20 protein-coding genes are annotated in these 20,858 nt (G+C 66.7%); 14 read left to right on the plus strand and 6 right to left on the minus strand.

Translation table 11 applies throughout. The features are described from left to right. Positions 1-22: 22 nt before the first annotated feature. The 3 genes from JAO74_RS01600 (at position 23) to JAO74_RS01610 (ending at position 3,405) form a co-directional block, all read left to right on the plus strand. Entirely contained in the window at positions 23-1,408 is a 1,386-nt protein-coding gene (locus JAO74_RS01600; RefSeq protein ID WP_199034360.1) for a helix-turn-helix domain-containing protein, read from the plus strand. A 189-nt stretch (positions 1,409-1,597) separates the two neighbouring features. Next, positions 1,598-2,791, plus strand: a complete 1,194-nt coding sequence (locus JAO74_RS01605) for an NF038122 family metalloprotease (RefSeq protein ID WP_199035124.1) — start codon at positions 1,598-1,600, stop codon at positions 2,789-2,791. Positions 2,792-2,913: 122 nt separating this feature from the next. Beyond that, complete coding sequence (locus JAO74_RS01610) at positions 2,914-3,405, plus strand: PilZ domain-containing protein (protein ID WP_199034366.1); 492 nt, start codon at positions 2,914-2,916, stop codon at positions 3,403-3,405. A 56-nt stretch (positions 3,406-3,461) separates the two neighbouring features. Here JAO74_RS01610 and JAO74_RS01615 read toward each other — a convergent pair whose 3' ends face one another. Continuing rightward, positions 3,462-4,097: a hypothetical protein gene (locus JAO74_RS01615; RefSeq protein ID WP_233150544.1), complete on the minus strand. Its 636-nt coding sequence runs from the start codon at positions 4,095-4,097 to the stop codon at positions 3,462-3,464. Between the two features lie 298 nt (positions 4,098-4,395). Between JAO74_RS01615 and JAO74_RS01620 the strand changes: the two genes are divergently transcribed. Further along, positions 4,396-5,013: a PEPxxWA-CTERM sorting domain-containing protein gene (locus JAO74_RS01620; protein ID WP_332908703.1), complete on the plus strand. Its 618-nt coding sequence runs from the start codon at positions 4,396-4,398 to the stop codon at positions 5,011-5,013. Between the two features lie 241 nt (positions 5,014-5,254). Here the strand turns inward: JAO74_RS01620 and JAO74_RS01625 are convergent, their stop codons facing one another. After that, entirely contained in the window at positions 5,255-5,758 is a 504-nt protein-coding gene (locus JAO74_RS01625) for a retropepsin-like aspartic protease family protein (protein WP_199034377.1), read from the minus strand. Positions 5,759-6,091: 333 nt separating this feature from the next. Continuing rightward, positions 6,092-7,045, minus strand: a complete 954-nt coding sequence (locus tag JAO74_RS01630; protein WP_199034379.1) for a hypothetical protein — start codon at positions 7,043-7,045, stop codon at positions 6,092-6,094. Positions 7,046-7,361: 316 nt separating this feature from the next. On the opposite strand from JAO74_RS01630, the gene xrtV reads away from it, so the two are divergent. Continuing rightward, complete coding sequence (xrtV, locus tag JAO74_RS01635) at positions 7,362-8,348, plus strand: exosortase V (protein WP_199034381.1); 987 nt, start codon at positions 7,362-7,364, stop codon at positions 8,346-8,348. Further along, complete coding sequence (gene epsI, locus JAO74_RS01640; RefSeq protein WP_199034383.1) at positions 8,345-9,046, plus strand: exosortase-associated protein EpsI, V-type; 702 nt, start codon at positions 8,345-8,347, stop codon at positions 9,044-9,046. The genes xrtV and epsI overlap by 4 nt, the downstream gene beginning before the upstream one ends. A gap of 28 nt (positions 9,047-9,074) precedes the next feature. Here the strand turns inward: epsI and JAO74_RS01645 are convergent, their stop codons facing one another. Continuing rightward, on the minus strand, positions 9,075-9,317 hold the full coding sequence (locus JAO74_RS01645) for an XrtV sorting system accessory protein (RefSeq protein ID WP_056524762.1): 243 nt from the start codon (positions 9,315-9,317) through the stop codon (positions 9,075-9,077). A gap of 108 nt (positions 9,318-9,425) precedes the next feature. Here JAO74_RS01645 and JAO74_RS01650 point away from each other — a divergent pair, with 108 nt between their 5' ends. Beyond that, positions 9,426-10,277, plus strand: a complete 852-nt coding sequence (locus JAO74_RS01650; RefSeq protein ID WP_269845914.1) for an EpsD family peptidyl-prolyl cis-trans isomerase — start codon at positions 9,426-9,428, stop codon at positions 10,275-10,277. Between the two features lie 25 nt (positions 10,278-10,302). On the opposite strand, the gene JAO74_RS01655 is transcribed toward JAO74_RS01650, so the two are convergent. After that, entirely contained in the window at positions 10,303-11,073 is a 771-nt protein-coding gene (locus JAO74_RS01655) for a WecB/TagA/CpsF family glycosyltransferase (RefSeq protein ID WP_199034387.1), read from the minus strand. Continuing rightward, the gene (locus JAO74_RS01660; RefSeq protein ID WP_233150545.1) at positions 11,070-12,716 is read right to left on the minus strand and encodes a tetratricopeptide repeat protein; all 1,647 of its coding nucleotides are present in this window, start codon (positions 12,714-12,716) and stop codon (positions 11,070-11,072) included. Before JAO74_RS01660 ends, JAO74_RS01655 begins: the two co-directional genes overlap by 4 nt. Before the next feature lie 148 nt (positions 12,717-12,864). Between JAO74_RS01660 and JAO74_RS01665 the strand changes: the two genes are divergently transcribed. The 7 genes from JAO74_RS01665 to JAO74_RS01695 are packed head-to-tail and all read left to right on the plus strand — an operon-like array spanning position 12,865 to position 20,658. Beyond that, entirely contained in the window at positions 12,865-13,479 is a 615-nt protein-coding gene (locus tag JAO74_RS01665) for a polysaccharide biosynthesis/export family protein (protein ID WP_233150546.1), read from the plus strand. A 2-nt stretch (positions 13,480-13,481) separates the two neighbouring features. Further along, positions 13,482-14,789 (plus strand): hypothetical protein, encoded by a 1,308-nt coding sequence (locus JAO74_RS01670; protein WP_199034389.1) that lies wholly within the window; start codon positions 13,482-13,484, stop codon positions 14,787-14,789. After that, positions 14,786-16,240 carry a GumC family protein gene (locus JAO74_RS01675; protein WP_233150547.1) on the plus strand — a complete coding sequence of 485 codons (1,455 nt, stop codon included), beginning with the start codon at positions 14,786-14,788 and terminating at the stop codon, positions 16,238-16,240. Before JAO74_RS01670 ends, JAO74_RS01675 begins: the two co-directional genes overlap by 4 nt. 16 nt (positions 16,241-16,256) lie before the next feature. After that, positions 16,257-17,030: a CpsD/CapB family tyrosine-protein kinase gene (locus JAO74_RS01680; RefSeq protein WP_199034390.1), complete on the plus strand. Its 774-nt coding sequence runs from the start codon at positions 16,257-16,259 to the stop codon at positions 17,028-17,030. Positions 17,031-17,059: 29 nt separating this feature from the next. Further along, positions 17,060-18,013, plus strand: coding sequence for a hypothetical protein (locus tag JAO74_RS01685; RefSeq protein ID WP_199034391.1), 954 nt, complete (start codon positions 17,060-17,062; stop codon positions 18,011-18,013). Then, positions 18,013-19,263, plus strand: a complete 1,251-nt coding sequence (locus tag JAO74_RS01690) for a glycosyltransferase family 4 protein (protein WP_199034392.1) — start codon at positions 18,013-18,015, stop codon at positions 19,261-19,263. Before JAO74_RS01685 ends, JAO74_RS01690 begins: the two co-directional genes overlap by 1 nt. 36 nt (positions 19,264-19,299) lie before the next feature. Next, positions 19,300-20,658 (plus strand): oligosaccharide flippase family protein, encoded by a 1,359-nt coding sequence (locus tag JAO74_RS01695; protein ID WP_199034393.1) that lies wholly within the window; start codon positions 19,300-19,302, stop codon positions 20,656-20,658. Positions 20,659-20,858: the final 200 nt, after the last annotated feature.

Below are 20,858 nucleotides of genomic sequence, written 5' to 3' on the forward strand. Positions count from 1 at the left end.
TGTTCTTTACAAGGGGACGGGCGTGGCGGAGCGGAAGCTGTTGGCGGGGCAGGCGGTGCGGCGATTGCGGCGGCGGGCGGGCCTGACGCAGGCGGCGATGGCGGAGATGCTGGCGGTGTCGCCCAGTTATCTGAACCTGATCGAGCGCAACCATCGGCCGCTGTCGGCATCGTTGCTGGTGCGGATGGCGGAGCAGTTCGATCTCGATCCGCGGACGCTGGCGGCGGGGGAGCCGGGCGGCGGCGCGGTGGCGATCCGGCGGCGGCTGGCCGATCCGCTGTTCGCCGATCTGGAGGTCGATCGATCCGAGGTGGACGAATGGCTGGCGGCCGCGCCCGGTGGGGCGGAGGCGTTCGCGCGGGCGTTCGACCGGCTGGGCGGGGCGGGGAGCGATACGGCGGCGACCGGCGGCGACGATCCGCTGGCGCTGGTGCGGCAGGAGGTGGAGCGGTGGCAGAACCACTTCGCCGATCTGGACCAGCAGGCCGAGATGCTGGCCGACGACCTGCGGCTGGTCGGTGCCGACCTGTACGGCGCGATGGTCGAGCGGTTGCGGGTGAAGCACGGGCTGTCGATCCGGGTGTTGCCGGTCGACGTGATGCCCGACGCGCTCCGCCGGCTGGACCTGCATGCGCGGCAGTTGCAGTTGAGCGAGGCGCTGGACGCGCCGGGGCGGGTCTTCGCGGTCGCGTTCCACCTGGGCCTGATCGAGGCGCGGACGGAGATCGAGGCGCTGGCGCGCGGGGCGGGCTTTGCCGACCGGGTTGCGGAGCGGCTGTTCCGGCGGCATCTGGCCAGTTACTTCGCCGGCGCGATCGTCATGCCCTATGCCCGGTTCCTGCGGGCGTGCGAGGGGAGCGGTTACGACCTCGACCTGCTGCAACGCCGGTTCGGCATGGGGTATGAACAGGTCGCGCACCGGCTGACGACGTTGCAGCGGGTGGGGATGCGCGGGCTGCCGTTCTTCATGATCCGGCTGGATCGGGCGGGGCAGGTGTCGAAGCGGTTCGCCGGGGCGAGCGGATCGGTGCTGGCCACCGCCGCGGGTCGTTGCCCCCTGTGGCAGGTACACGGCGTGTTCGACCGGCCGGGGGCGACGCAGGTGCAAGTAATTGAACTAGAGGACGGTGCGCGCTGGGTGACGATGCAGCGGGTCGTCTCGTCACAGGGTTGGGGCGGGGAGCCGGTCGGTTTTGCGATCGGCATCGGCGTGGAGGTGGCGCGGGCGGGATCGCTGGCGGCGGTGCGCGGGGTCGATCTGGCCGGGCCGGCGACACCGATCGGGCTGGGGTGCCGGGCATGTTTCCGGCCCGATTGCCGGCAACGATCGTTGCCGCCGGTGGGCCGGTCGCTGTCGATCAACGAGCGCGAACGCGGCGTGCCGGCGCTGCGGTTTGCCGGCGACTGACGACGCATGTGGCAAATATGCCGCGGCATGACAGAACCGTGGCGGAAGCTCGAAGAAACAATTGATAATCAGCCAATGATGAACGATCCGTTAACCAGACAGCGGCGCTGACCGATCCCGACCGGTCGATCACGCCCGGTGGCGAACCGGCGATAGGCGCCAGGTAAAGGGTCAGCGTTCATGAGCATGATGAAACACGTTTTCGCAGCAGGGGTCGCGGTGGCGGCATTGACCGCGGCGCCGGCACAGGCACTGACGTTCGATCTGGTCGATTACAACGGATCGGTCCGCGGTACGCCGGCCGAAATCGGGTTCAGGATCGCGACCGATTACTGGGCGTCGGTCCTGACCAACGACGTCACCGTCCGGCTGGAGATCGGGTACAACGCGCTCGCCGCCAACGTCATCGGATCGACGGGCAGCACGCGTTATCGGGTCGCCACGACCGACATCTACGAACAGCTCGCGGCGACCGGCGACAGCAGGCTCGACGCGATCGCCGTCGCCAACCTGATGCCGCTGACCAGCGCCGGTGGCCTGCAGGCGATCACCAGCGGGTATCGCAACGACGCGACGAAGGTGGGGATCGACACCACCAAGCGGGTGTTCGATGCCGACGACACGCTCAACAACACGACGATGGGCGTCAACGGCGCGGCGCTGAAGGCGCTGGGCTTCACCGGCTTTCCGGCTGCGACCCGTGATGCGCAGGTGAATTTCAGCAGCAATTTCGCGTTCGATTTCGATCCCAGCGACGGGATCACGGCGGGCCGGATGGATTTCATCGGCGTGGCGATCCACGAGATCGGGCACGCGCTGGGCTTCACCAGCGGTGTCGACATCTACGACAATCCGGGCAATGCCGCCGCCAACATCAATGGGTCGGGCGCCATCTTCACGACGCTCGACCTGTTCCGGTACAGCCAGGACCCGACCAACGTCGTGCCCGGTTCGGGACCGGTGCTCGATCTGGCGGTGGGATCGCCCGCGTATTTCTCGATCGACGGCGGCTATTCGCAACTGTTCGGCGATTCGCGCTTTTCGACCGGTCGCAATTTCGGTGACCGGCAGCAGGCGTCGCACTTCAAGGACAAGGGCGGCTGCACCAACCAGATCGGGATCATGGACCCCAATTTCTGCTTCAGCCAGATGGGTGAAGTGACCGCGACCGATCTGGCCGCGTTCGATGCGATCGGGTGGAACCTAAACTTCGACGTGCTGGCGAACTCGTCGTATCTGACGACGTCGGCCGACATCTATCGCGTGCTGGCGCCGGTGCCGGAGCCGACGACGTGGGCGATGATGCTGGTCGGCTTCGGCCTGGTCGGCGGCGCCATCCGGTACGGACGGCGCCGGACGACGGTACGTTTCGCAGCGGCCTGAGGAAATGAAGGGCACCGTCGACCGATCGGGTCGGCGGTGCCCTTCGCCCCCCGCGTTAACCAGCGCTGTTGACGCGCCCCTAACCCCACCGACCGCATAGACTGACCGATGATCGGTTGGAGATGCGTATCATGTCGCTGACGGCGAAGCTCTATCGCGAGCAGGACGAGCGGATCGCCGATCGGCAGCCGGTGAATCTGGGCGCCACGGTGCGCCGCGACGACCAGCGGCCGATCGACGTGCAGATCGACGACCTGTCGTCGACCGGCTTCCGGATGCAGAGCGACGAGCCGATCGCGATGGATTCGACGGTGTCGATCGGTATCGCCGGCCTGGGCCGCCATACCGCGCGGGTCGTGCGCCAGAACGGCAATCAATATGGCTGCAGCTTCCTGCGGCCGGTGTCGATCGACGGCATCGACGTGGCCGAACCGCCGCAGACGATCGTCCGCGCCGATTTCGGCACGGTTGCCTCGCCGGCGATGGTCATGCGCGAAGACCCGCCGCTCGATGCGATCGAGCGGCGTATCCGTCAGTTCCGGGGGCCGATCATCCTGACCGGGCTGATCGTGCCGTGGATCATCATCGGCGCGATCCTGACGGCGCTGGCCTGAACGCTGAACTCAGCAGCGGCCTGAACGCTGAACTCAGCAGCGGGGGCGGCATGCGATCAATAGAGCCACTTGTCCCACTGGCCGGTCACGCGCCAGCCATCGGTGGCGCGCTCGACCGCATAGGTGGTGCCCCAGTGATCGGCGGTGACGGTGATGAAGCCGATGCGATCATTGCGCGCGATCCGCGACAGGACGAACGTCCGTTCGCACCCGCGCATGATCCGGTTCATCAGCCACCAGCGGACGGCCATGCCGGCGGGTGCAATGTCGTCGTTCATCGCGAACGATTCGGAGCGGTCGGCCAGCGACAGCGCGCGGGCGGCGGCATCGAAGCGGGCCTGCGTCTCACGCGGCAGCTCGGCGGTTTCCGCATCGGGTTCGCGGATACGCAGCCGGTCGCGGCCGGTGGCGTCGTCGAACAACTGGCGGCCGACGACGCGCGGCGGCGTGCCGAGCGGGGCGGGCAGGCGCCATGGCCGCTCGTCCGGCTCGGTCGTCATCCGCATCGTGCGGAAGATGGCGAGCGCGGCACCGCGGGGGCGCGAATCGACGCACAGGCCCGGCGCGGTCGGCGCACGGCCGGATTGCAGCAACGCCAGCGTCGCCCGGACGATCGCGGCATCGTCGTTGCCGGGTCCCACGGTGCAGGCGGCGAGCGCGACCGGCAGCATCGCCGTCCCGATCCGGGTCATTTGCCACCGGCGCGAGCGTGCAGAGTCCCCGAACGGGCCGGTCGGGACGGTCGGCCCCTGAAAACGACGCATCGATGATCGCCATCGGTCGTTGACCGCGCTATACATGCAGGTGAGGAACCGCATCATGATATCTTCCCCCTTGGCCTTGGCTTCACACGAACGACGCTTCCAGGCGGTCGTAGTCGGCGGTCTTGTTACCGTGTTCGCCATCGTTGCCCTATCTCCCCATACGGAGCGAGCGCTATTCGAGGAAGGGCGGATACCCGCCGCTTTCGCGGCCGTGGTGCCGGCACCCGTGATCCCGACGCTCAGACGCTTCGGGGTGATGACGCCGACGTCGTTCGCGCGCGCTTTCCGGTCGGGGCGGCCGACGGCGCCGCAGGGACCGGCGCGCACCGTGCTGTCGAACCTGGTACCGGGGACGGTGCCTGATTCGCCGGTCAACGATAGCTTCCTGACGCCCGCGACCGATGGTCCGCCGGTGCTGGTCAGCGATGCCGGTGGCTTGACGCCGGCGAGCAGCGCCGGGTCTCCGGGGCCGCAGCTGGCGGCGTTGACGCCGGGCTTCGGTCTGGTCGGCAGTGGACCGGGACCGACGGGAACCACGCCGACGCCCGATCCGGTCGCGACCGCGACGCCGGTGCCGGAGCCGACGGCGGTTCCGACTGCGACGCCGACCGGGACACCCACGGCGACGCCCACCAGCACGCCGACCGCGACGCCGACGAGCACCCCCACCGCGACACCGACCGATACGCCGGTGGTGCCGCCGATCACGACGCCGACGCCCGATCCGGTGACGCCGGTGCCGGAACCGGCATCGTGGATGATGTTGCTGTTGGGCATGGGGCTGGTTGGTATCGTGACCCGTCGCGCGCGCCGGGCGAAGGCAGCGGCTGTTCCTGCGGTCTGATTGCGGTTGAGTCGGCTATCCTTTGGGTAGCCGGCTTTTATCGCAGGTTGGGATGCGGGGCGGTGCTTCGATACGAGTCCTCGATACGCCCCTTCGGGCTACTCGGTCTCTACCCAGCACGAACGGTGACAGGGAAGTCGTCGATTGGCGAGGTTTTTGGCTTGCCCTTCGACTTCGCTCAGGACGAACGGCGCTGGCGGACGACCTGCTCCTGTTGGGAGACATGGCCTCGGGAACGGCGTCAGCGTAGTTCCAGGCGATTGCCGCGCATCGTGACCGAGTCGAGGCGCGACAGCACCGATTGACCGAGCAGCGAATGCGGCGGGCCGTTGCCCGTCAAGATCGCGGCGTCGGCACTGGTGACGGCGTGGTCGCCGATCGTGACGTGATCGATCTTCGCCCAGTGCATCCCCGATTCGCCGGCGGCGGTCTGCAAGGCGCGGCTGGGGCCGGCGGCTTTTTCGACCCCGGCGGCGAGGGCGTCTTCCTTGGTCAGGACGACGACATTGGCACCGGTATCCACGACGAAGCGAATCGGGACCCCGTTCACTTTGGCGGTGACGTAGAACAGGCCGTCATGCGCCCTGGTCAGGGTCAGCGGGTCGATCGTGTCCTCTGCGGCGACGACCGGGATCACCGCCGGCAGCGGCACGACGCGCGCGCCGCCGCTGGGTGGAGCGACGCCGGTGAAGCCGAGCGCGGCCAGGGCCAGCGAGAAGGATTTGAAGGACAGCGAAGCAGCCATGAGCATACTTTGCGCCCACAGGCCTGAAGATTGCCTTCCATGGCTCCGTTAACGCGGCATTAGGAAATTTGGAGCGGGACCGGGCCATGTCGAACCATCGTCATCGCCCTTGGGGCGCCCGCTTCGTGGCGGTGGTTCCCCATGGTCCGGTCCCGCTCTAGAGCATCAAGCGCTTAATCCGACCCGTTCGTGCTGAGCCCTTCGACTGGCTGGCAAGCCAGCCGCTCAGGATAAACTTCGTCGCGTCGCGCCGAAGTCGAAGCGCCGTGTGGAAAGGTGGCCTCCGCTTCAAGCCGAACGGTCGGGGGTGGGTCCGATTTCATGCAACTGGCTCTAGGCCGGCGATGTCGTCGCCGGCGCGATCACCTCGTCCTGATCGCGCAGATGCCGGCGTAACCGTTCGCGCCGCACATGCAGACCGCCCGCCGCGATCAGGCAGATCAGGCCGACGATCGCCAACTGGATCGCCGCCACCCGGTACGGCCATTGCAGCGCGCTGCGCGAGGCGAACAGGACGTAATAGGGGTCGGCGACCTCGTAACCGGCATATTGGAACAGGCGGACCAGTTCGCCGGGCAGACCGTGACGGCGAAGCACGCCTTCGCGCGTGCCGTCGCTCTGCAACGTCGCCGCATTCTCGTCGGCGCCGATCTCGACGAAGAAATGCAGCGCCTCGCGATTGTTGCCGCCGGGCGACAGCATCGGCGCGAAACGGATGGTGCGGCGGGCGACGAGCAGTTCCTGATTCAGGCCGGCGGTGCGGCTGCGCAGGACGGAGCCGACCAGTTCGGTCGGGCCGGTGCGCGGCTCCATCGCCGCGGGCGAGCCGATGGCGATGCGCTGCACCTGACCGACGTCGCTGGGCAGCGAGGCCATCGCGATCAGCACGACCAGACAAGCCACCACACAGCCGCCGGCCACGCCGAGGATGGCGCGGATGAAGTTGCGCCCCGGCAGCTTCGCAGCGACCTGTGCCGCCTCCGTCATCGTGGTATCGTCGTGGCGGTCGCCATCCCGGTCGCCATCCCGTTCATCGTCGCGGCGACGACGGCCACGAAGCAACCAGAGTACCGGCGACGCGATGATCGTGGCCAGCAGGATATAGGTGAGGGAGGGATAGTAACGGCCGAAGGTGTTGAACTGCCACTCCGCAGCCAGCGCCATCAGCCCGCGATAGGTCAGGGTCTGCCACAACAGGAACACCGACACGAACACCGCCCATATCGCGAGCAGCGATCGGACCCGCCGCCGCCGCCGTGTCCGCCGTTCGATCTCGTCATGCTGCATCAGCGGTTCACCCGCGCTGCGGCCATGCGATGGCGAGCGATGCGACCCCGATTGTCAGCCATGTCCCTGTTCTCCCCAATGACGGTGCCCGAGTCCCGTGTAGGGACAGTGGCCGCATCTGTACATTATCGCAATGACGCCACGCTTGGTCGCGGATTGCCAAATTCGCGGACGACCGCTACATCCAACGTGTTGGAGGGGGTGCGACATTACCGGAAAGCCGCTTGCGCCGTTCGGTATCCATCGACGTGGAACGCCGCTCATCAGCGCCTTGTGGGTTCGCCCTTAACCTTTGCGGGTTAGACTTGCTGATATCATGGACCTGAGCGCTTCTTCACCTACCGCATCGTCAGAGCCGGAATGGGTCTCGCCGACCAATGCAAAGGGGCTAGCGGCGGGCGGTACGCCGCCCACATTGCCACCCCGGCGCGAAGAGTGGCTGGCGAGGGCGACCGTCATCTGGGCGGCGCTGCGCCGTGACCCGATCTATTGGCTGGGCCTTATCCTGCTGGCCGGGCCGACGCTGTTCGAGCTGGCCGCGCGCGGATGGGGCACGGATCAGGCGGCGCATGCCCCGATCGTGTTCGCCACCGCCATCTGGATCTTCGCGCTCAGTGCCAAACAGGCGGCGGCGGTTGCAGATCCGCCGCGCGCGTGGATCGCCTATATGTTTCTGGTGCCGTGCCTGATCCTGTATGCGGCGGCGCGGATCACCGGGTTGCTCGAAGTGCGTGGGCTGGCCGCGTATCTGTCGTTCGTGGCGATCCTGTATGCGGTCGGCGGGCGTCGATCGCTGGAAGTGCTGTGGTTCCCGATCCTGTATTCGCTGTTCCTGATCCCGATCCCCGACACGTTCGTCGATATCGCGACACAGCCGGTGAAGCTGGCGATTTCCAAGGCGGTGGTGGGCTTGCTCTCGGGCATCGGCTATCCGGTCGCGACGTCGGGCGTCAGCATCTATATCGGCCAGTTCGAGCTGTTGATCGCGGCGGCGTGCGCCGGGTTGAACTCGCTCATCAGCCTGACGGCGATCGGCAGTTTCTATGTCTATCTGCGCCACAATGCGAGCTGGCGGTACACGCTGCTCCTGATCATGACGATCTTCCCGATCGCGGTGTTCGCCAATTTCCTGCGCGTGCTGATGCTCGTCCTGCTGACCTATTATGGCGGCGAGGCGGTGGCGCAGGGCTTCCTGCACGAAGCCGCCGGCCTGTTCATGTTCGTGGTGTCGGTGCTGACGATTTTCCTGGTCGACAAGATCTTCACGGTCGTCGGCTATCGGCTTGGATTGATGAAGGCATGAGCGCGGAGACGACCGGCGGCCGCAATATCTCGCGGCGCAAGATGATCATCGGCCTGGCGGTCGGCGGAACGGTGGTGCTGTCAGAGCTGTACGTGCCGCAGCGGAGCGTCGCGCGGATCAGCGAGAAGGGGTTCGAGCGGCTGGTGCCGACGACGCTGGGGCCGTGGCGCTACCTGACCGAATCGGGGCTGGTGCTGCCGCCGGAGGACCAGCTGTCGCGCACGCTGTACGAACAGCTGCTGACGCGGGTCTATGCCGAGAACGGCCGCGACGACGAATCGGTAATGCTCGTGCTGGCGTATAGCAGCGTGCAGGAGGGGCGGTTGCAGGTCCACCGTCCGGAGGTGTGTTATCCGGCGGCGGGGTTCTCGATCATCGAGAACACGGCCGAGGAGATCCCGATCACCAAGGATTTCGCGATCCCCGTCCGCCTGCTGACCGCCGATCGCGGCGCGCGGCGGGAGTATGTGGTGTACTGGACGCGGGTGGGCGATTCGATGCCGGTGCGCTGGTTCGACCAGCGCCTGATGATGGCGAAGGCGAACCTGCAGGGGTCGATCCCGGACGGCCTGCTGGCGCGCGCTTCGATCATCGGTACGGACCGCGACGCCGCCTTCGCGACGCTGACGCGGTTCGTGCAGACGATGGTGGCATCGACCGGCAAGCAGGGGCGGGAAATGCTGATCGGCCCGCACTAGCCCGAAGGCCGGGCGGGCCGGAAATGGATCAGGTCCGCGCGAAGGGTTTCAGAAAGTACAGGGTATACGCGATGATGCCGACGAAGATGAGGATCGCGAACGCGTCGTAGCCATTGTTGCCGAGATAATTGGTGACGGCGCAACCACCGGCAGGCACGATGTAATGGAGCATCGAATCCTGTTTCTCCTCCGGTCCCACGGAACGCTGGAGCAGCAGGACCACGAGCCCGGCAAAGAAGGCCACCGTGATCCAATCGTACACAGTCTGCATCACGTATTCCTTCTAGAATTCCGCCTTGGGCGGTATATGCGGGCACCCTTCACCTGATGGGCTTGCCATATCCGGTTACTGGACGTTGGTTAGGAGTGAAAGACGGTTATGCGATCTAAAGCATTAACGATCCTGCTTATGGCATCGGCGATCGCCGTGACGGGGTGCAAGCGCTCCGCCACCGGTCAGGTCGTGGCCGTGGTGAATGGCGAGGAAGTGTCGCTGTCGGAACTGAACGGCGAGTTGAAGAACGCGCCGACCGGTGGTGACAAGGAAGTGATCCGCGCCGCCGCCCTGCAGAGCCTCATCAACCGCAAGCTGCTGGTGCAGCAGGCGCGCGACCGGGGGATCGACAAGGACCCGGATTACCTGCAGCAGCAGCGCCGCATGGACGACGAGGTCATGATCGGCATGCTGGGTCAGCAGGTCACGAAGAACGTGCCGGTGCCGACCGCGGCCGATATCGATCGCTACATCGCCAGCCATCCCGAGATGTTCGCCAACCGCACCGTCTATGCGATCGACCAGATCGTGTTCCCGCTGCCGGCCGATACCAGCGGGTTGAAGGCGCTGGAAGCCGACCACACGCTCGACGCGGTGGCGACGCGCCTGCGTGGCATGTCGATCCCGTTCCAGCGGGCACCGGGCAAGCTGGATACGGTGGCGACGCCGCCGCAGTTCCTGGCGCAGGTCAACGCGCTGCCGGCCGGCGAGCCGTTCGTCGTGGCGACCGGCGGCAAGGGTGTCGTCAGCGTCATCACCGGCAAGGAATCTCAGCCGATCGCCGGCGAGCAGGCCCGTCGGATCGCCGCCGAGGCCATCCGGAAGACCGCGGTGTCGGAAATCGCCCAGAAGCAGCTCAAGCAGGCGCGCGACGCGGCGAAGATCGAATACCAGCCGGGCTTCGCGCCCAAGACCGATGCCGGCAAGCCGGCAGCGGCAGGCGCCAACAAGACCTGATGTTACGTGACGCCCGGCGCTGCCCCTATGCGCCGGGCGTTGCCCCGCCACGATGCTGCCGGGCCAGCCGGAAGATGCGCGGGCCGGTGACGAGATAGCGTTTCCACAGGCGACGCGGGTTCGACGCCAGCCGGAACGCCCATTCCAGATGCAGCCGCTGAAGCACGCGGGGCGCGCGTTTGCTTTCGCCGACGACGAATTCGATCGCCGCGCCGATGCACAGGCCGATACCGGTCGCCCCATCCGATCGCGCGATGAGCGCGGCGAGCAGTTCCTGCTGCGGCGATCCGATCGCCAGGAACGTGAACCGCGCCCGCGCGTCGGTCGCGAACCGGGCGGCGGCGGCCATCGCGACGGGATCGTGGCGCAGGCCCATCGGCGGGCTGTGCTGGACGATGTCGAGATCGGGAAAGCGCTTCGCCAGCGCGATGACGGTCGATTCGCCGCCGCCGATGACGGCGATCCGATCGCCCGGCCGGCACAGTTTTTCCAGGATCAGCGCGGTCAGGTCGCTGCCCGCCGCCACCGGCAGGTCGATCCCTTGCGGGCGGGCGAGGGCGGCGAGGATGCGGCTGTCGCAGGTGCACCAGGTCGCGCCGCGATAGGCCGCCCAGATCGTCTCGCGATCGGTGCCGTGATCGTCGTGCAGGCGGACGACGTGATCGACATTGGGCGTCACCAGATAGGCGAAGGGCGCGGTGGCGGGACGGGCGTCGAGCTGCGCCGCGACCTCCGCCAGCGTCAGCGGGTCGTAATCAATGCCGAGAAACGTCGTGCGGGGGCGACCATCGATCATTTCGCGTCTCCGCCGTCGCTGTAATCGCGTTCGGCCAGTTGCTCGTCCTCGGGCGTGGCGGGCAGCGCCGCCGACTGGCCGTGCAGGCGCGCGATCATCGCGGTCGCACGGGCGGTGCAGTTGGCGTCGCGGGTCTGGCGGCAGAGCTGTTGGCGGATCGACCAGCCGGCGACGGAGGCGGGGTTGCGGACGGTGAAGCCGCGCGCATAGTCGATCGCATCGTCGCCGCGGCCACGCTGGACCAGCATGGTCGTGAGCTGGCGAAGCGCGATGGGATCGTTGCGGTCGGCGTTGATCGCATCGAACAGCGCCCTGTCCGCCAGCAGCTTGTCCCCCGCGACGTTGAAGACGCGCGAGAGCAGGGCGGAGCCCGGCGCATAGTCCGCGCTCTGGGCCGCGACGACGCGGGCATCGCGGAGCGCCCCGTCAATGTTGCGGGCCGCCAGTTCGACGAGCGTGCGCGCCATCAGCGCCTCGGTCTGGCCGTCATCGAATTGCAGCGCCGTCTTTGCGCGACCGGCGGCATCGTCGGTGCGGCCGAGCCCGGCGAGCGCCAGCGCATAGGCGCCCTGTTCGTCGGCGGTATCGGGTCCGACCTGACGATCACGCGCGGTTGGCGCCAGCAGCCGTTCCGCGGTGGCATAATCACCGCGCGCGAGCGCATATTGCGCGGCGGCCAGCGCCAGTTCCGGATCGGGCGGCGACAGGGTGGCGAGCATCGCGATCAGCGTCGGGCCGGCGACATCGACATCGGCGAGCATCGCCACGGTCAGGTCGCGCTGGGCATCGCCCGGTGCGGCGCGGTGGATCTGGTCGAGCGCCTGCGCCGCGGCGCGGTCCTGCCCGGACAACAGCAGTTGTTTGGCGAGGGCCAGTTGCGTGGCGGGATCGCGCGGTTGCTCGGCGGCATTGCGCTGCGCGATGGCGAGCAGGCCACGGGCATTGCCGCTGCGTTCGTAGAGCGATTGCAGCTGCCGTCGCAGCTCGCGGCCGCCCTCGCCGGCGATGAAGATCGGCTCGATCAGCGACTGCGCCTCTGCAAGCCTGCCCCGACGCTGGGCGAACTGACTGGCGAGGACGCGGCCCGCCTCGTTATCGGGTTCCAGCGTCCTGATCTTCGCGATCTGCTTTTCGGTGTAGTCCAGCCGGCCACGACGGAAGGCGACGGTGGCATCGACGAGCAGGGCGTTCATGTTGTTCGGATCGAGCGACAATATCTGCGTCGCGTAATCGCGGGCATCGTCCAGCCGGCCGGTCGCCAGCGACAATTGCGCCACGGCATCCAGCGCCTCGCGATTCGTGCGATCCTGATCCAGTGCGTTGCGGAACGAACCGAACGCGCCGGCATAATCGTTCAGCGCGACCTGGTTGCGCGCGCGCGCCATCCACAGTTCGGGCAGATCGTCGCGCGCCGCGACGGCGATGTCGAATTGCTGCTGCGCCGGGCCATATTGGCCGGCCGACGCGAGCTGTTGCGCCATCGCCATCGCCTCCGCCGCGCGTTCGGCGGGGGACTGGCAGCCGGCGAGCAGGATCGCGCCGCCGACCGCCAGCGCCGTCATCACGATCCGCCGCGCCGATCCACCGCCGGGGTGCCGGGACGTCGCGATTCGCGCGCCGCGTCGCCGCTGTTGTCTGACCATCACCCGGTTTCCGATCGTTCGTCTGCCCAGGGCAGGTGATCTGCCCTATCATGCCGTCCGGCCGATGCCGCCGGCGCTTGGCGTATGGCTTTCTCAAGGTTCTGAAGCTAAGGCAAGCAGCACGAACGAATAGGCGTGGGGGTTTCGGATGAAGATGGTCCTGGTGCGGGCGCTGGCGATTGCCGGCGCGGCGACGTCGATGGTCGGTGGCTTGCCGGCAGCCGCACAACAGCAGCCCACGGCGCGGGCGACGGCGACCCTGCCTCCCTATCGCATCAATCCCGGCGACGAGCTGGAAGTCTATGTCTGGGGCGAAGAGCGGTTGCAGCGCGGCGTCCGCGTCCTCCCCGACGGCACGTTTTCGTTCCCCCTCGCCGGCCGGATCGACGCGGCCGGCAAGCTGCCGGGCGAGATCGAGGCGGCGATCTCACGCGGGTTGGCCAGCCAGTTCCGCGAGCAGGTGCCGCAGGTGACGGTATCGATCCGCACGCCATCGGGTTTCCAGTTCTCGGTGATCGGCAAGGTGCGGGCACCGGGTTCGTTCACGCCGGGGCGCTATCTGAACGTACTGGAGGCGTTGTTCATCGCCGGCGGTCCGACCGATTTCGCCAACACCAACGACATCATCATCCTGCGCAAGCAGGGTAGCGGCCTGACCCCGATCCGCGTCCGGTTGAGCGATGCGATCAAGGGCAACCCCAGCGCCCGCGATCTGACCGGCCTGCCCGAGTTGCAGAGCGGCGACACGGTCATCGTCCCGTGACGATGCGCCGTCTCTCGCTCGCCACGGCGTCGTTGACCGCGATGGCCGTCGTCGTCCCCTGGGGTGGCGCCGGGGCGCAGATCACCACCGTCCCGTCGCTGACCGCGACGGTGGGCGGTTCCTATTCCACCAACCCTTTCCTCGGCGAGGAGAAGCGCGGGGCGGGATCGACGCAGGTCGATATCCGACCGTCGCTGGAGCTGATCGACGGCGTCAATCAGGCGACGATCACCGGCAATTACAACCGCTCCGATTACTTCTCGCGCTATGGCAGCAACGATGGCTACGGCGTCGGGGTGAATGCCGGCACGCAGTTGAATCCACGCGCATCGCTCGGCCTTTCCGCATCGTACGACAGTTCGATCCTCGGCAATAACGGCGGGTTCAACATTCCCAACGTGTCGACGGTCACGACGCCGACCACCGGGGTGACGGGCGGTACGACGGTGACGACGCCTGTCGCGACGGCACCGATCCTGACGACGCCGGCGGTCATCGGGCCCGACCTGACGGGCGTGAACGGCGATGTCGGCCTGATCGGTCTGCGGCAACGGCGCAACCAGCTGTCGGCGCAGTTGAACGGCTCCTATGCGCTCAGCACCCGGTCGTCGGCCAATCTGGGCATCTTCGGATCGCGGACGACCTATCCCGGCGGGAACGTGCTTCCCGGCGGCGACGCGTTCGTTTCCAACAACAAGAGCTATGGCGCCAATTTCGGCTATTCGCGGACCCTGTCCGAGATTTCGTCGGGCGGTTTCCAGATCGCGGCGAGCAAGGTGGATTACAGCCGCGGCCTGTCGTCGCAGATCTATACCCCGCGCCTGACCTATTCGCGGACGCTATCGGAAATCTGGTCGATCACCGCGGCGATCGGCGCCGGCATCGTGAAGGACAGCCTGAACGGCACGTCCACGTCGGTTTCGCTGGAGGGATCGGTCTGCCGCCAGGGTGAACGGGGCAGCGGGTGCCTGTCCGTGTCGCGTGTTCCCGGTGCGACCGGGCTGGGCGGCGTGACGGTGCAAAATCAGGTCAGCCTGACCTATTCGCAACGGTTGAGCGAAGTGTTGAACATCGGCGTCAACGGTTCCTACAACCATACCAACAACGGTATCGTCAGCACCGGCACCAGCCTGCTGAACGCCGGTTCGCAAGACTTGTTTTCCAGCGACGTCAGTCTCAGCCGGGCGCTGGGGCGGCGACTGTCGGCGGTCGGTTCGGTCGGTTATCGGTACGTTAATGGCGTGTATGCGAGTGGATCGGACCTGAGCGCACGGCTCGGTCTCTCGGTGGCGATTGGTGGACGTGAATGAACGAAGGCTATTCCCAGGACATGGACAATGAGGGCAGCGGTGCTGGCTTCATCGCCTATCTGCCATCGATCGCATGGCAGCGCCGCTGGTGGATCGTCGGGCCGCTGGTGGCAGGGACGATTCTGGGCAGCGCCGCCGCGTTCCTGATGCCGTCGACCTATCGGTCGGGCGCGACGTTGCTGGTCGAATCGCCGCAATTGCCCAGCGAGCTGGTCGGCGGTCAGGGGGCCAACAGCCTGATCGATCGCCGCATCGCCAAGGTGCGCCAGCAGATCCTCAGCCGCCCCGACCTGATCGAGCTGATCGAGGCGAACAACCTGTATGGCGAAGAGCGGCAGAAGAAGCCGCTGTCGGCGATCCTCGACAAGATGCGCGGATCGACCAGCATCTCGCCGGTGGCGGCGGATATCGGCAACGGTCCGGGTTCCAACACGATCGCCTTTACGCTTACGTTCGATTATTCGGAGCCGCAAAAGGCGCAGATCGTCGCGCAGGACTTCGTCGAGCGACTGGTGAGGCTGGATGCCAGCCAGACCGCCGAGCAGGTGACGGGCACGGTCGAGTTCCTGCAAGAGCAGGCGGGCAGCCTGTCGGGCCAGATCAGCGCGATCGAACGGCAGATCGAAAGCATCAAGCTGACCAACGGCATGGCCCTGTCCAGCGCCAACAGCCTGATGTTGCCGGGCGGCAGCGATTATTCGGGCCAGATCGCCAGCCTGCAGCGGGAGAACGCGCAGTTGGGTGCGCAGCTTCGCCAGCAATCGGGTGCGATCGACCGCGATCCGGGTGTCATCGCGGCCGAGGCGCAGCTGGCCAGCATGCGGGCGATCTATTCGGACAATCACCCCGATGTCCGCCTCGCCGAACAGCGGCTGGCCGAATCGAAGAAATTCGCCGCGACCAACGTGACGCGGGCCGATCTTGGTGCCCAGATCCGCGCCCAGATCGCGACGAACAACCAGTCGATCGCGAATCTGCAGGCGGCACAGGGCAGTGCGGCGGCGCGTACCAGCGCGGTCGCCAACGCGCAGGCACGGGCACCGGCGGTGCAGGAGCAGATTTCGCAGTTGCAGGCGCGCGCCGATGGCCTGCGGGGCAATTACCAGACGATCCAGACCAACCTGATGAACGCGCGCGGGTCCGCCCGGATCAGCGAGCAGCAGCGCGGCGAGCGGTTGAGCGTGATCGATCCGCCGGTCGTGCCGGATCATCCCTCCTCGCCCAACCGGCCGGTCCTGATCGCCGGCGGCATCATCGCCGGTGGCGGTCTGGGTCTGGCGATCGCGCTGTTGCTCGAACTGATCGCGCGGCCGATCCGCGGCGTCGGCGCCTTGCAGGACATCACCGGCGAGCCGCCGTTGGTGATCGTGCCGAAGCTGTTGCAGAAGAAGAAATGGTGGCAGACGTTGCTGCGTCGCAAGAATGCACCGGCCGCCGCGGTCACGAGCTGAGCACGGGAATTTGTCGATGAATTTTCAGTCTCCGGCCCCCTCCGGCCTGCCGATCATCGGCACCGAGCCCCGGCACTTCCTGCCTACGGAAAATCTGGGCGAGGCGATCGTCGGGTTTCGTAGCCGGGACGAGCGGTCGCGGCCGTTCAACCTGTTGCGCACGCAGATCGCCCGGCTGGTCGCGAGCGGCGTCCGGGTGATCGGCGTCACGTCCGCCACCCCGCGGGTCGGCAAGACGTTCGTCGCGTGCAATCTGGCCGCATCGATGGCGCGGTTGCCCGATCTGAAGACGGTGCTGATCGATCTCGACCTGCGGCGCGGATCGGTGGCGGAGCGGTTCAACTTGCCGGTCGAACAAGGCATGACCGAATATCTGGCGGGGCGGATCGACGATCTGTCCGAGATCGCGTGGGGCGTGGAGGGGCAGGAACTGACCATCTACCCGGCGGCGGTGCGCAAGGTGCTGTCGTCCGAGTTGCTGGCCGGTTCGCGGTTCCAGGAACTGATCGCGGCGGCGCGGGCGATGCCGGAACAGGCGGTCGTGCTGTGCGACCTGCCGCCGATCTTCGCCAATGACGATGCGATGATCGTAGGCGAGCTGATCGACGGTTACCTGATGGTGGTCGAGGACGGGGTCACGACGGCCAAGCAGGTTCGCGATTCGATGCGCCTGATGAAATCGGTGCGCTGCTTCGGCACGGTCCTGAACAATTACGTCCAGGGTTTTACCGGCGACGATTATGGCTACGGCTATGGCAAGGGCAGTGGCTATTCGGATTACTACAATTGATCGTTGACGGTGCAGCGACGGGCGGAACGGTGTTTCGCAAGGTATATTGCGTACTCGGCGCGCGGTCGCTGCGCTATGCGCGGGCCTGTCTCGCCAGCCTGTTGCAGCAGTCGCAGGAACCGATCGATCTTTTCCTGCTGACCGATGCGCCGGCCGATGCGGCGGCCCTGCGCGAGGCGATGGAGCCGCTGGCCGATGGCACCGTGCATCGCCTGACGGTGTACGATCAGGCCGATGCCGATGCCCGCGCCGCCGATATCTTCCGTGATTATCCGGCGATCGTCCGGTTCCGGGGCGGGCATCCGTGCTGGCGCAAGATCACCGATCCGGTGCTGTATGCCGCGCCGGGCGAAGAAGTCATCATCATCGATCCGGACGTTTATTTCCCGAACCGCTTCACGTTCGAACCGACGCCGGCCACCGGCCTGTTGCTGATGTGGCAGCGGCCGAATTGCCTGTTGCCCGAACCGCTGGTGCGCGACGCCTATGCGAAGTCGGTGCCGATGGCGGACCATACCGATATCGGCGTCTGCCAGTTTCGGGCGCCGTTGCCCTATGCGGAACTGGAGCGTTTGCTGGAGACGCTCGACACCGGGTCGTACGCGCATTCGATGCATGTCGAATCGATCGTCTGGGCGGCGCTGGCCGAGCGGATGGGCGGCGGCTATCTCGATCCGGACAGCTGGCATTGTTACGGCAACACGGTCACCGGGCGACTGGCGCGGCGACTGGGTCGCAGCGGTCCGGAGATGCTGCGCAAGCTGGCGTTCGGACGGATGAAGGCGTTCCACGCCGGCGGGATCGCCAAGGACTGGCTGGTCGATGCCGAGCGCGAAGGCGTGTTCGCCGATGGATCGCCACGGGTCGAGGCGACGCCGGTGCGGCCGTTCGTCCGCTATCCGCGGGTCAAGTTCGAACGCAAGATCCGCATCCGGCGACTGGCGCGCAAGCTGGGTCTCTATTCGGTGCTGGGTAACGGCTGATGCCGGATACCGCGACCGGCGATCGCGGGGACAGCCGACAGCGCATCCTGCTCGTCGCCCCCAATATCTCGCGCCAGATGGGCGGCGAGGGTCTGAAGGCGCTCCAGATTCACCTCGAACTGCGGGCGATGGGCCATGACGTCCGTCAGGTGACGCATGCACGCGTGCGCGACGAGATGCGGCGCGACCAGCCCGATCTGGCGATCGATTATGTCGAGGACGATGTGGCGCAGATCTGGCTGCACCGGCTGCGGCTGAAGCCGTTGCTGGGACTGTTGAACGGATGGCAGCTGCACCGGTTGAGCCGGACGGTCGCCGAGCGTTTCGATCCGTGGGTGGTCCATTTCACCTCGCCGATTTCCCCCGTGCTGCCGTATTTCCGGATGCCGGGGCGATCGGTGGTGATCGGGCCGCTCAATGGCAACGTCGCGCATCCGGCCGCCTTTCAGTCGCGGGAGCCGCTGGGCAAGAAGCTGGGCCGCGCGGTGTTGCGGCCGATGCAGGCGCTGCTCGGGCTTCTGTTCCACGGCAAGAAACAGGCATTGCTGCTGATCTCCGGTGGCGAGCGGACGGCGGATGCGCTGGCGATGGGTGGCTGCACCGCCGACCAGTTCGTTTTCACGCTCGATTGCGGCATTCCCGACGCGCTGGTCGACCGCGCGCGGATCGCGCATGCTGGCGTCAACCGGTCGTTCCTGCATCTGGGTCGGCTGGTGCCGTACAAGGGGTGCGACCTGGCGATCAGGGCGCTGGCGCGGGCGCATCCAGAGGCGACGCTGGACATCATCGGTGACGGCAGCGAACGGCCGGCGTTGCAGACGCTGGTCGCGGAGCTGGGTCTGGGTGAGCGTGTAAAGTTCGTCGGCTGGGTGCCGGCGGGGCCTGAACTGTACGACCGGCTGTCGGGATACCGTGCGCTGGTGCTGCCCTCCGTGGCCGAGGCGAACGGGATCGCGTTTCAGGAGGCGATGGTGCTGGGCCTGCCGGTGGTCTGCGTCGATTGGGCGGGGCCGCAGGAATTGCTGACCGCCGACGAGGCGATCATGATCGCACCGACCAGCGAGGACGATGTCGTGGCGGCGGTGGCCGCGGCGATGGATCGGCTGGGGCAGGACGGCGCCTTTGCCGATGGCCTGTCGGAACGCGCGCGGGCCAAGGCGATGGCGCTGGGGTTCCGTTGGCGTGATCTGTTGACGCGGTGGCAGGACGTCTACGCCGACGCGCATGACCGATCCGTTCGTTCCTCCTGATCCGCACGACCAAAGTGAGTGACGATGCACCCGAGAATGCTGAAGAACCCCCTGATGTCCGGGATCGGCGCGGCGCGACGCGGCCTGGCGAGCGACGCCGGCGTCGTCGTCGGGGTGATGGTGTTCCAGAACCTGCTGCGCATCGGCAGCTCGATGATCCTGACACGCCTGCTGAACGTCGAGGCGTTCGCGGTCGCCGGCATCGTGACGTCGGTGATGGTGACGTTCGCGTTGATCTCCGACGTCGGCATCATCGCCTTCATGGTCCGGCACGAGCGGAGCGCCGAGCGCGAATTTCGCGATCAGGTGTGGACGCTGCGCCTGATCCGCGGGATCATATTGTCGATCCTGATCGCGGTACTGGCGAGCACGGTCGCCGATTATATGCAGAAACCGTATCTGCAATGGGCGATCGCGGCGGCGGGACTGTTCTCGATCATTGACGGGCTGGGCTCGATGGCGCCGTTCACGGCGTTGCGCAATCGCAAGGTCCGGCTGCTCAGCGCGATCGACGTGATGAGCCAGTTGCTGGGGGCCGCCATCACCATCGCGCTGGCGCTGGTGTTCCATTCATACTGGGCGATCATCTTCTCCAGCCTGCTCGGTCAGCTGATGGGCGTGTTCTTCAGCTACAAGCTGTACCCGGATTCCGGGCAGCGCTTCAATTTCTCGCGCGAGCGGGCGGCCGAGCTGTGGCGGTTTTCGCGGTTCATCACCGGTTCGACGATGCTGACGCTGGTCATCAGCCAGGGCGACAAGCTGGTGCTGTCGCGTGCCTTTCCGCTCAGCATCATGGGGCTTTACGTGATGGCGGCGGGGCTGGCGGCGACGCCGGTGTCGCTGGTCGGGTCCTATGCGGGGCGGGTGCTGTATCCGCAATATGCCGAGATTTTCCGCAACGATCCGGGCGCGCTGAGGGAGAAATTCTACAGCGTCCGCATGCGGTTGTCGTTGCTGTACGCTTTTGCCGTCGGCGGATTCATCGGCTGCGCGCCGCTGGTCGTGAACATCCTGTACGATCCGCGATATACCGATGCGGGCCATTATCTGCAGATCCTGCTGATCTCGACCTTCTTCGCGGCGGGGACGAGCGTCGCCAACGACATCATGATTACGATCGGCAAGACGAGCTACACCTTTGCCGCCAACGTCGTCCGGATCATCTATCTGGGCGCCGGCGCCTGGGTGGGGTGGACGTATTTCGGACCGATCGGGATCATCTGGGTGGTCGGTACGGTGGAACTGGCCGGGCAGGTCTATGCCTGGACGCAGCTCGCGCGACAGGGCTTCTTCCGCCCGTCACGCGAATTGCTCATCATCGCAGCGGGCCTCGCCGGTCTGGCCGTCGGTTATGGCGTCGATGTGCTGGGACATTCGGTCTTTCATATCCGTTGACCGGCGGATGTCCCCCGGTGCCGCTGCTTGCCATGCAGAACGGCCACGGCGTAGGAGAACGGCGATGCCGCTGCGGGGTGAGACGCGGCGGACGCACGGGAGCGCGGAAACAGGTGCGTGATTTGATCCTCGGTATGGCCACGGCAGGAACGGGGCGAGACCCGGTCCGGGTGGCAGGCCCGCGGGCCGGTGTTGCCGGT

Source organism: Sphingomonas mollis (assembly GCF_016427505.1).
Classification (GTDB): domain Bacteria; phylum Pseudomonadota; class Alphaproteobacteria; order Sphingomonadales; family Sphingomonadaceae; genus Sphingomonas; species Sphingomonas mollis.

Bases quoted from the DNA above. Each gene is read 5' to 3' on its own strand.
- JAO74_RS01605 (WP_199035124.1), top strand. From the start codon at position 1,598: ATGAAACACGTTTTCGCAGCAGGGGTCGCGGTGGCGGCATTGACCGCG.
- JAO74_RS01610 (WP_199034366.1), top strand. From the start codon at position 2,914: ATGCGTATCATGTCGCTGACGGCGAAGCTCTATCGCGAGCAGGACGAG.
- JAO74_RS01615 (WP_233150544.1), bottom strand. From the start codon at position 4,097: ATGACCCGGATCGGGACGGCGATGCTGCCGGTCGCGCTCGCCGCCTGC.
- JAO74_RS01625 (WP_199034377.1), bottom strand. From the start codon at position 5,758: ATGGCTGCTTCGCTGTCCTTCAAATCCTTCTCGCTGGCCCTGGCCGCG.
- JAO74_RS01630 (WP_199034379.1), bottom strand. From the start codon at position 7,045: ATGCAGCATGACGAGATCGAACGGCGGACACGGCGGCGGCGGCGGGTC.
- xrtV (WP_199034381.1), top strand. From the start codon at position 7,362: ATGGACCTGAGCGCTTCTTCACCTACCGCATCGTCAGAGCCGGAATGG.
- epsI (WP_199034383.1), top strand. From the start codon at position 8,345: ATGAGCGCGGAGACGACCGGCGGCCGCAATATCTCGCGGCGCAAGATG.
- JAO74_RS01645 (WP_056524762.1), bottom strand. From the start codon at position 9,317: ATGCAGACTGTGTACGATTGGATCACGGTGGCCTTCTTTGCCGGGCTC.
- JAO74_RS01650 (WP_269845914.1), top strand. From the start codon at position 9,426: ATGCGATCTAAAGCATTAACGATCCTGCTTATGGCATCGGCGATCGCC.
- JAO74_RS01655 (WP_199034387.1), bottom strand. From the start codon at position 11,073: ATGATCGATGGTCGCCCCCGCACGACGTTTCTCGGCATTGATTACGAC.
- JAO74_RS01660 (WP_233150545.1), bottom strand. From the start codon at position 12,716: ATGGTCAGACAACAGCGGCGACGCGGCGCGCGAATCGCGACGTCCCGG.
- JAO74_RS01665 (WP_233150546.1), top strand. From the start codon at position 12,865: ATGAAGATGGTCCTGGTGCGGGCGCTGGCGATTGCCGGCGCGGCGACG.
- JAO74_RS01670 (WP_199034389.1), top strand. From the start codon at position 13,482: ATGCGCCGTCTCTCGCTCGCCACGGCGTCGTTGACCGCGATGGCCGTC.
- JAO74_RS01675 (WP_233150547.1), top strand. From the start codon at position 14,786: ATGAACGAAGGCTATTCCCAGGACATGGACAATGAGGGCAGCGGTGCT.
- JAO74_RS01680 (WP_199034390.1), top strand. From the start codon at position 16,257: ATGAATTTTCAGTCTCCGGCCCCCTCCGGCCTGCCGATCATCGGCACC.
- JAO74_RS01690 (WP_199034392.1), top strand. From the start codon at position 18,013: ATGCCGGATACCGCGACCGGCGATCGCGGGGACAGCCGACAGCGCATC.
- JAO74_RS01695 (WP_199034393.1), top strand. From the start codon at position 19,300: ATGCTGAAGAACCCCCTGATGTCCGGGATCGGCGCGGCGCGACGCGGC.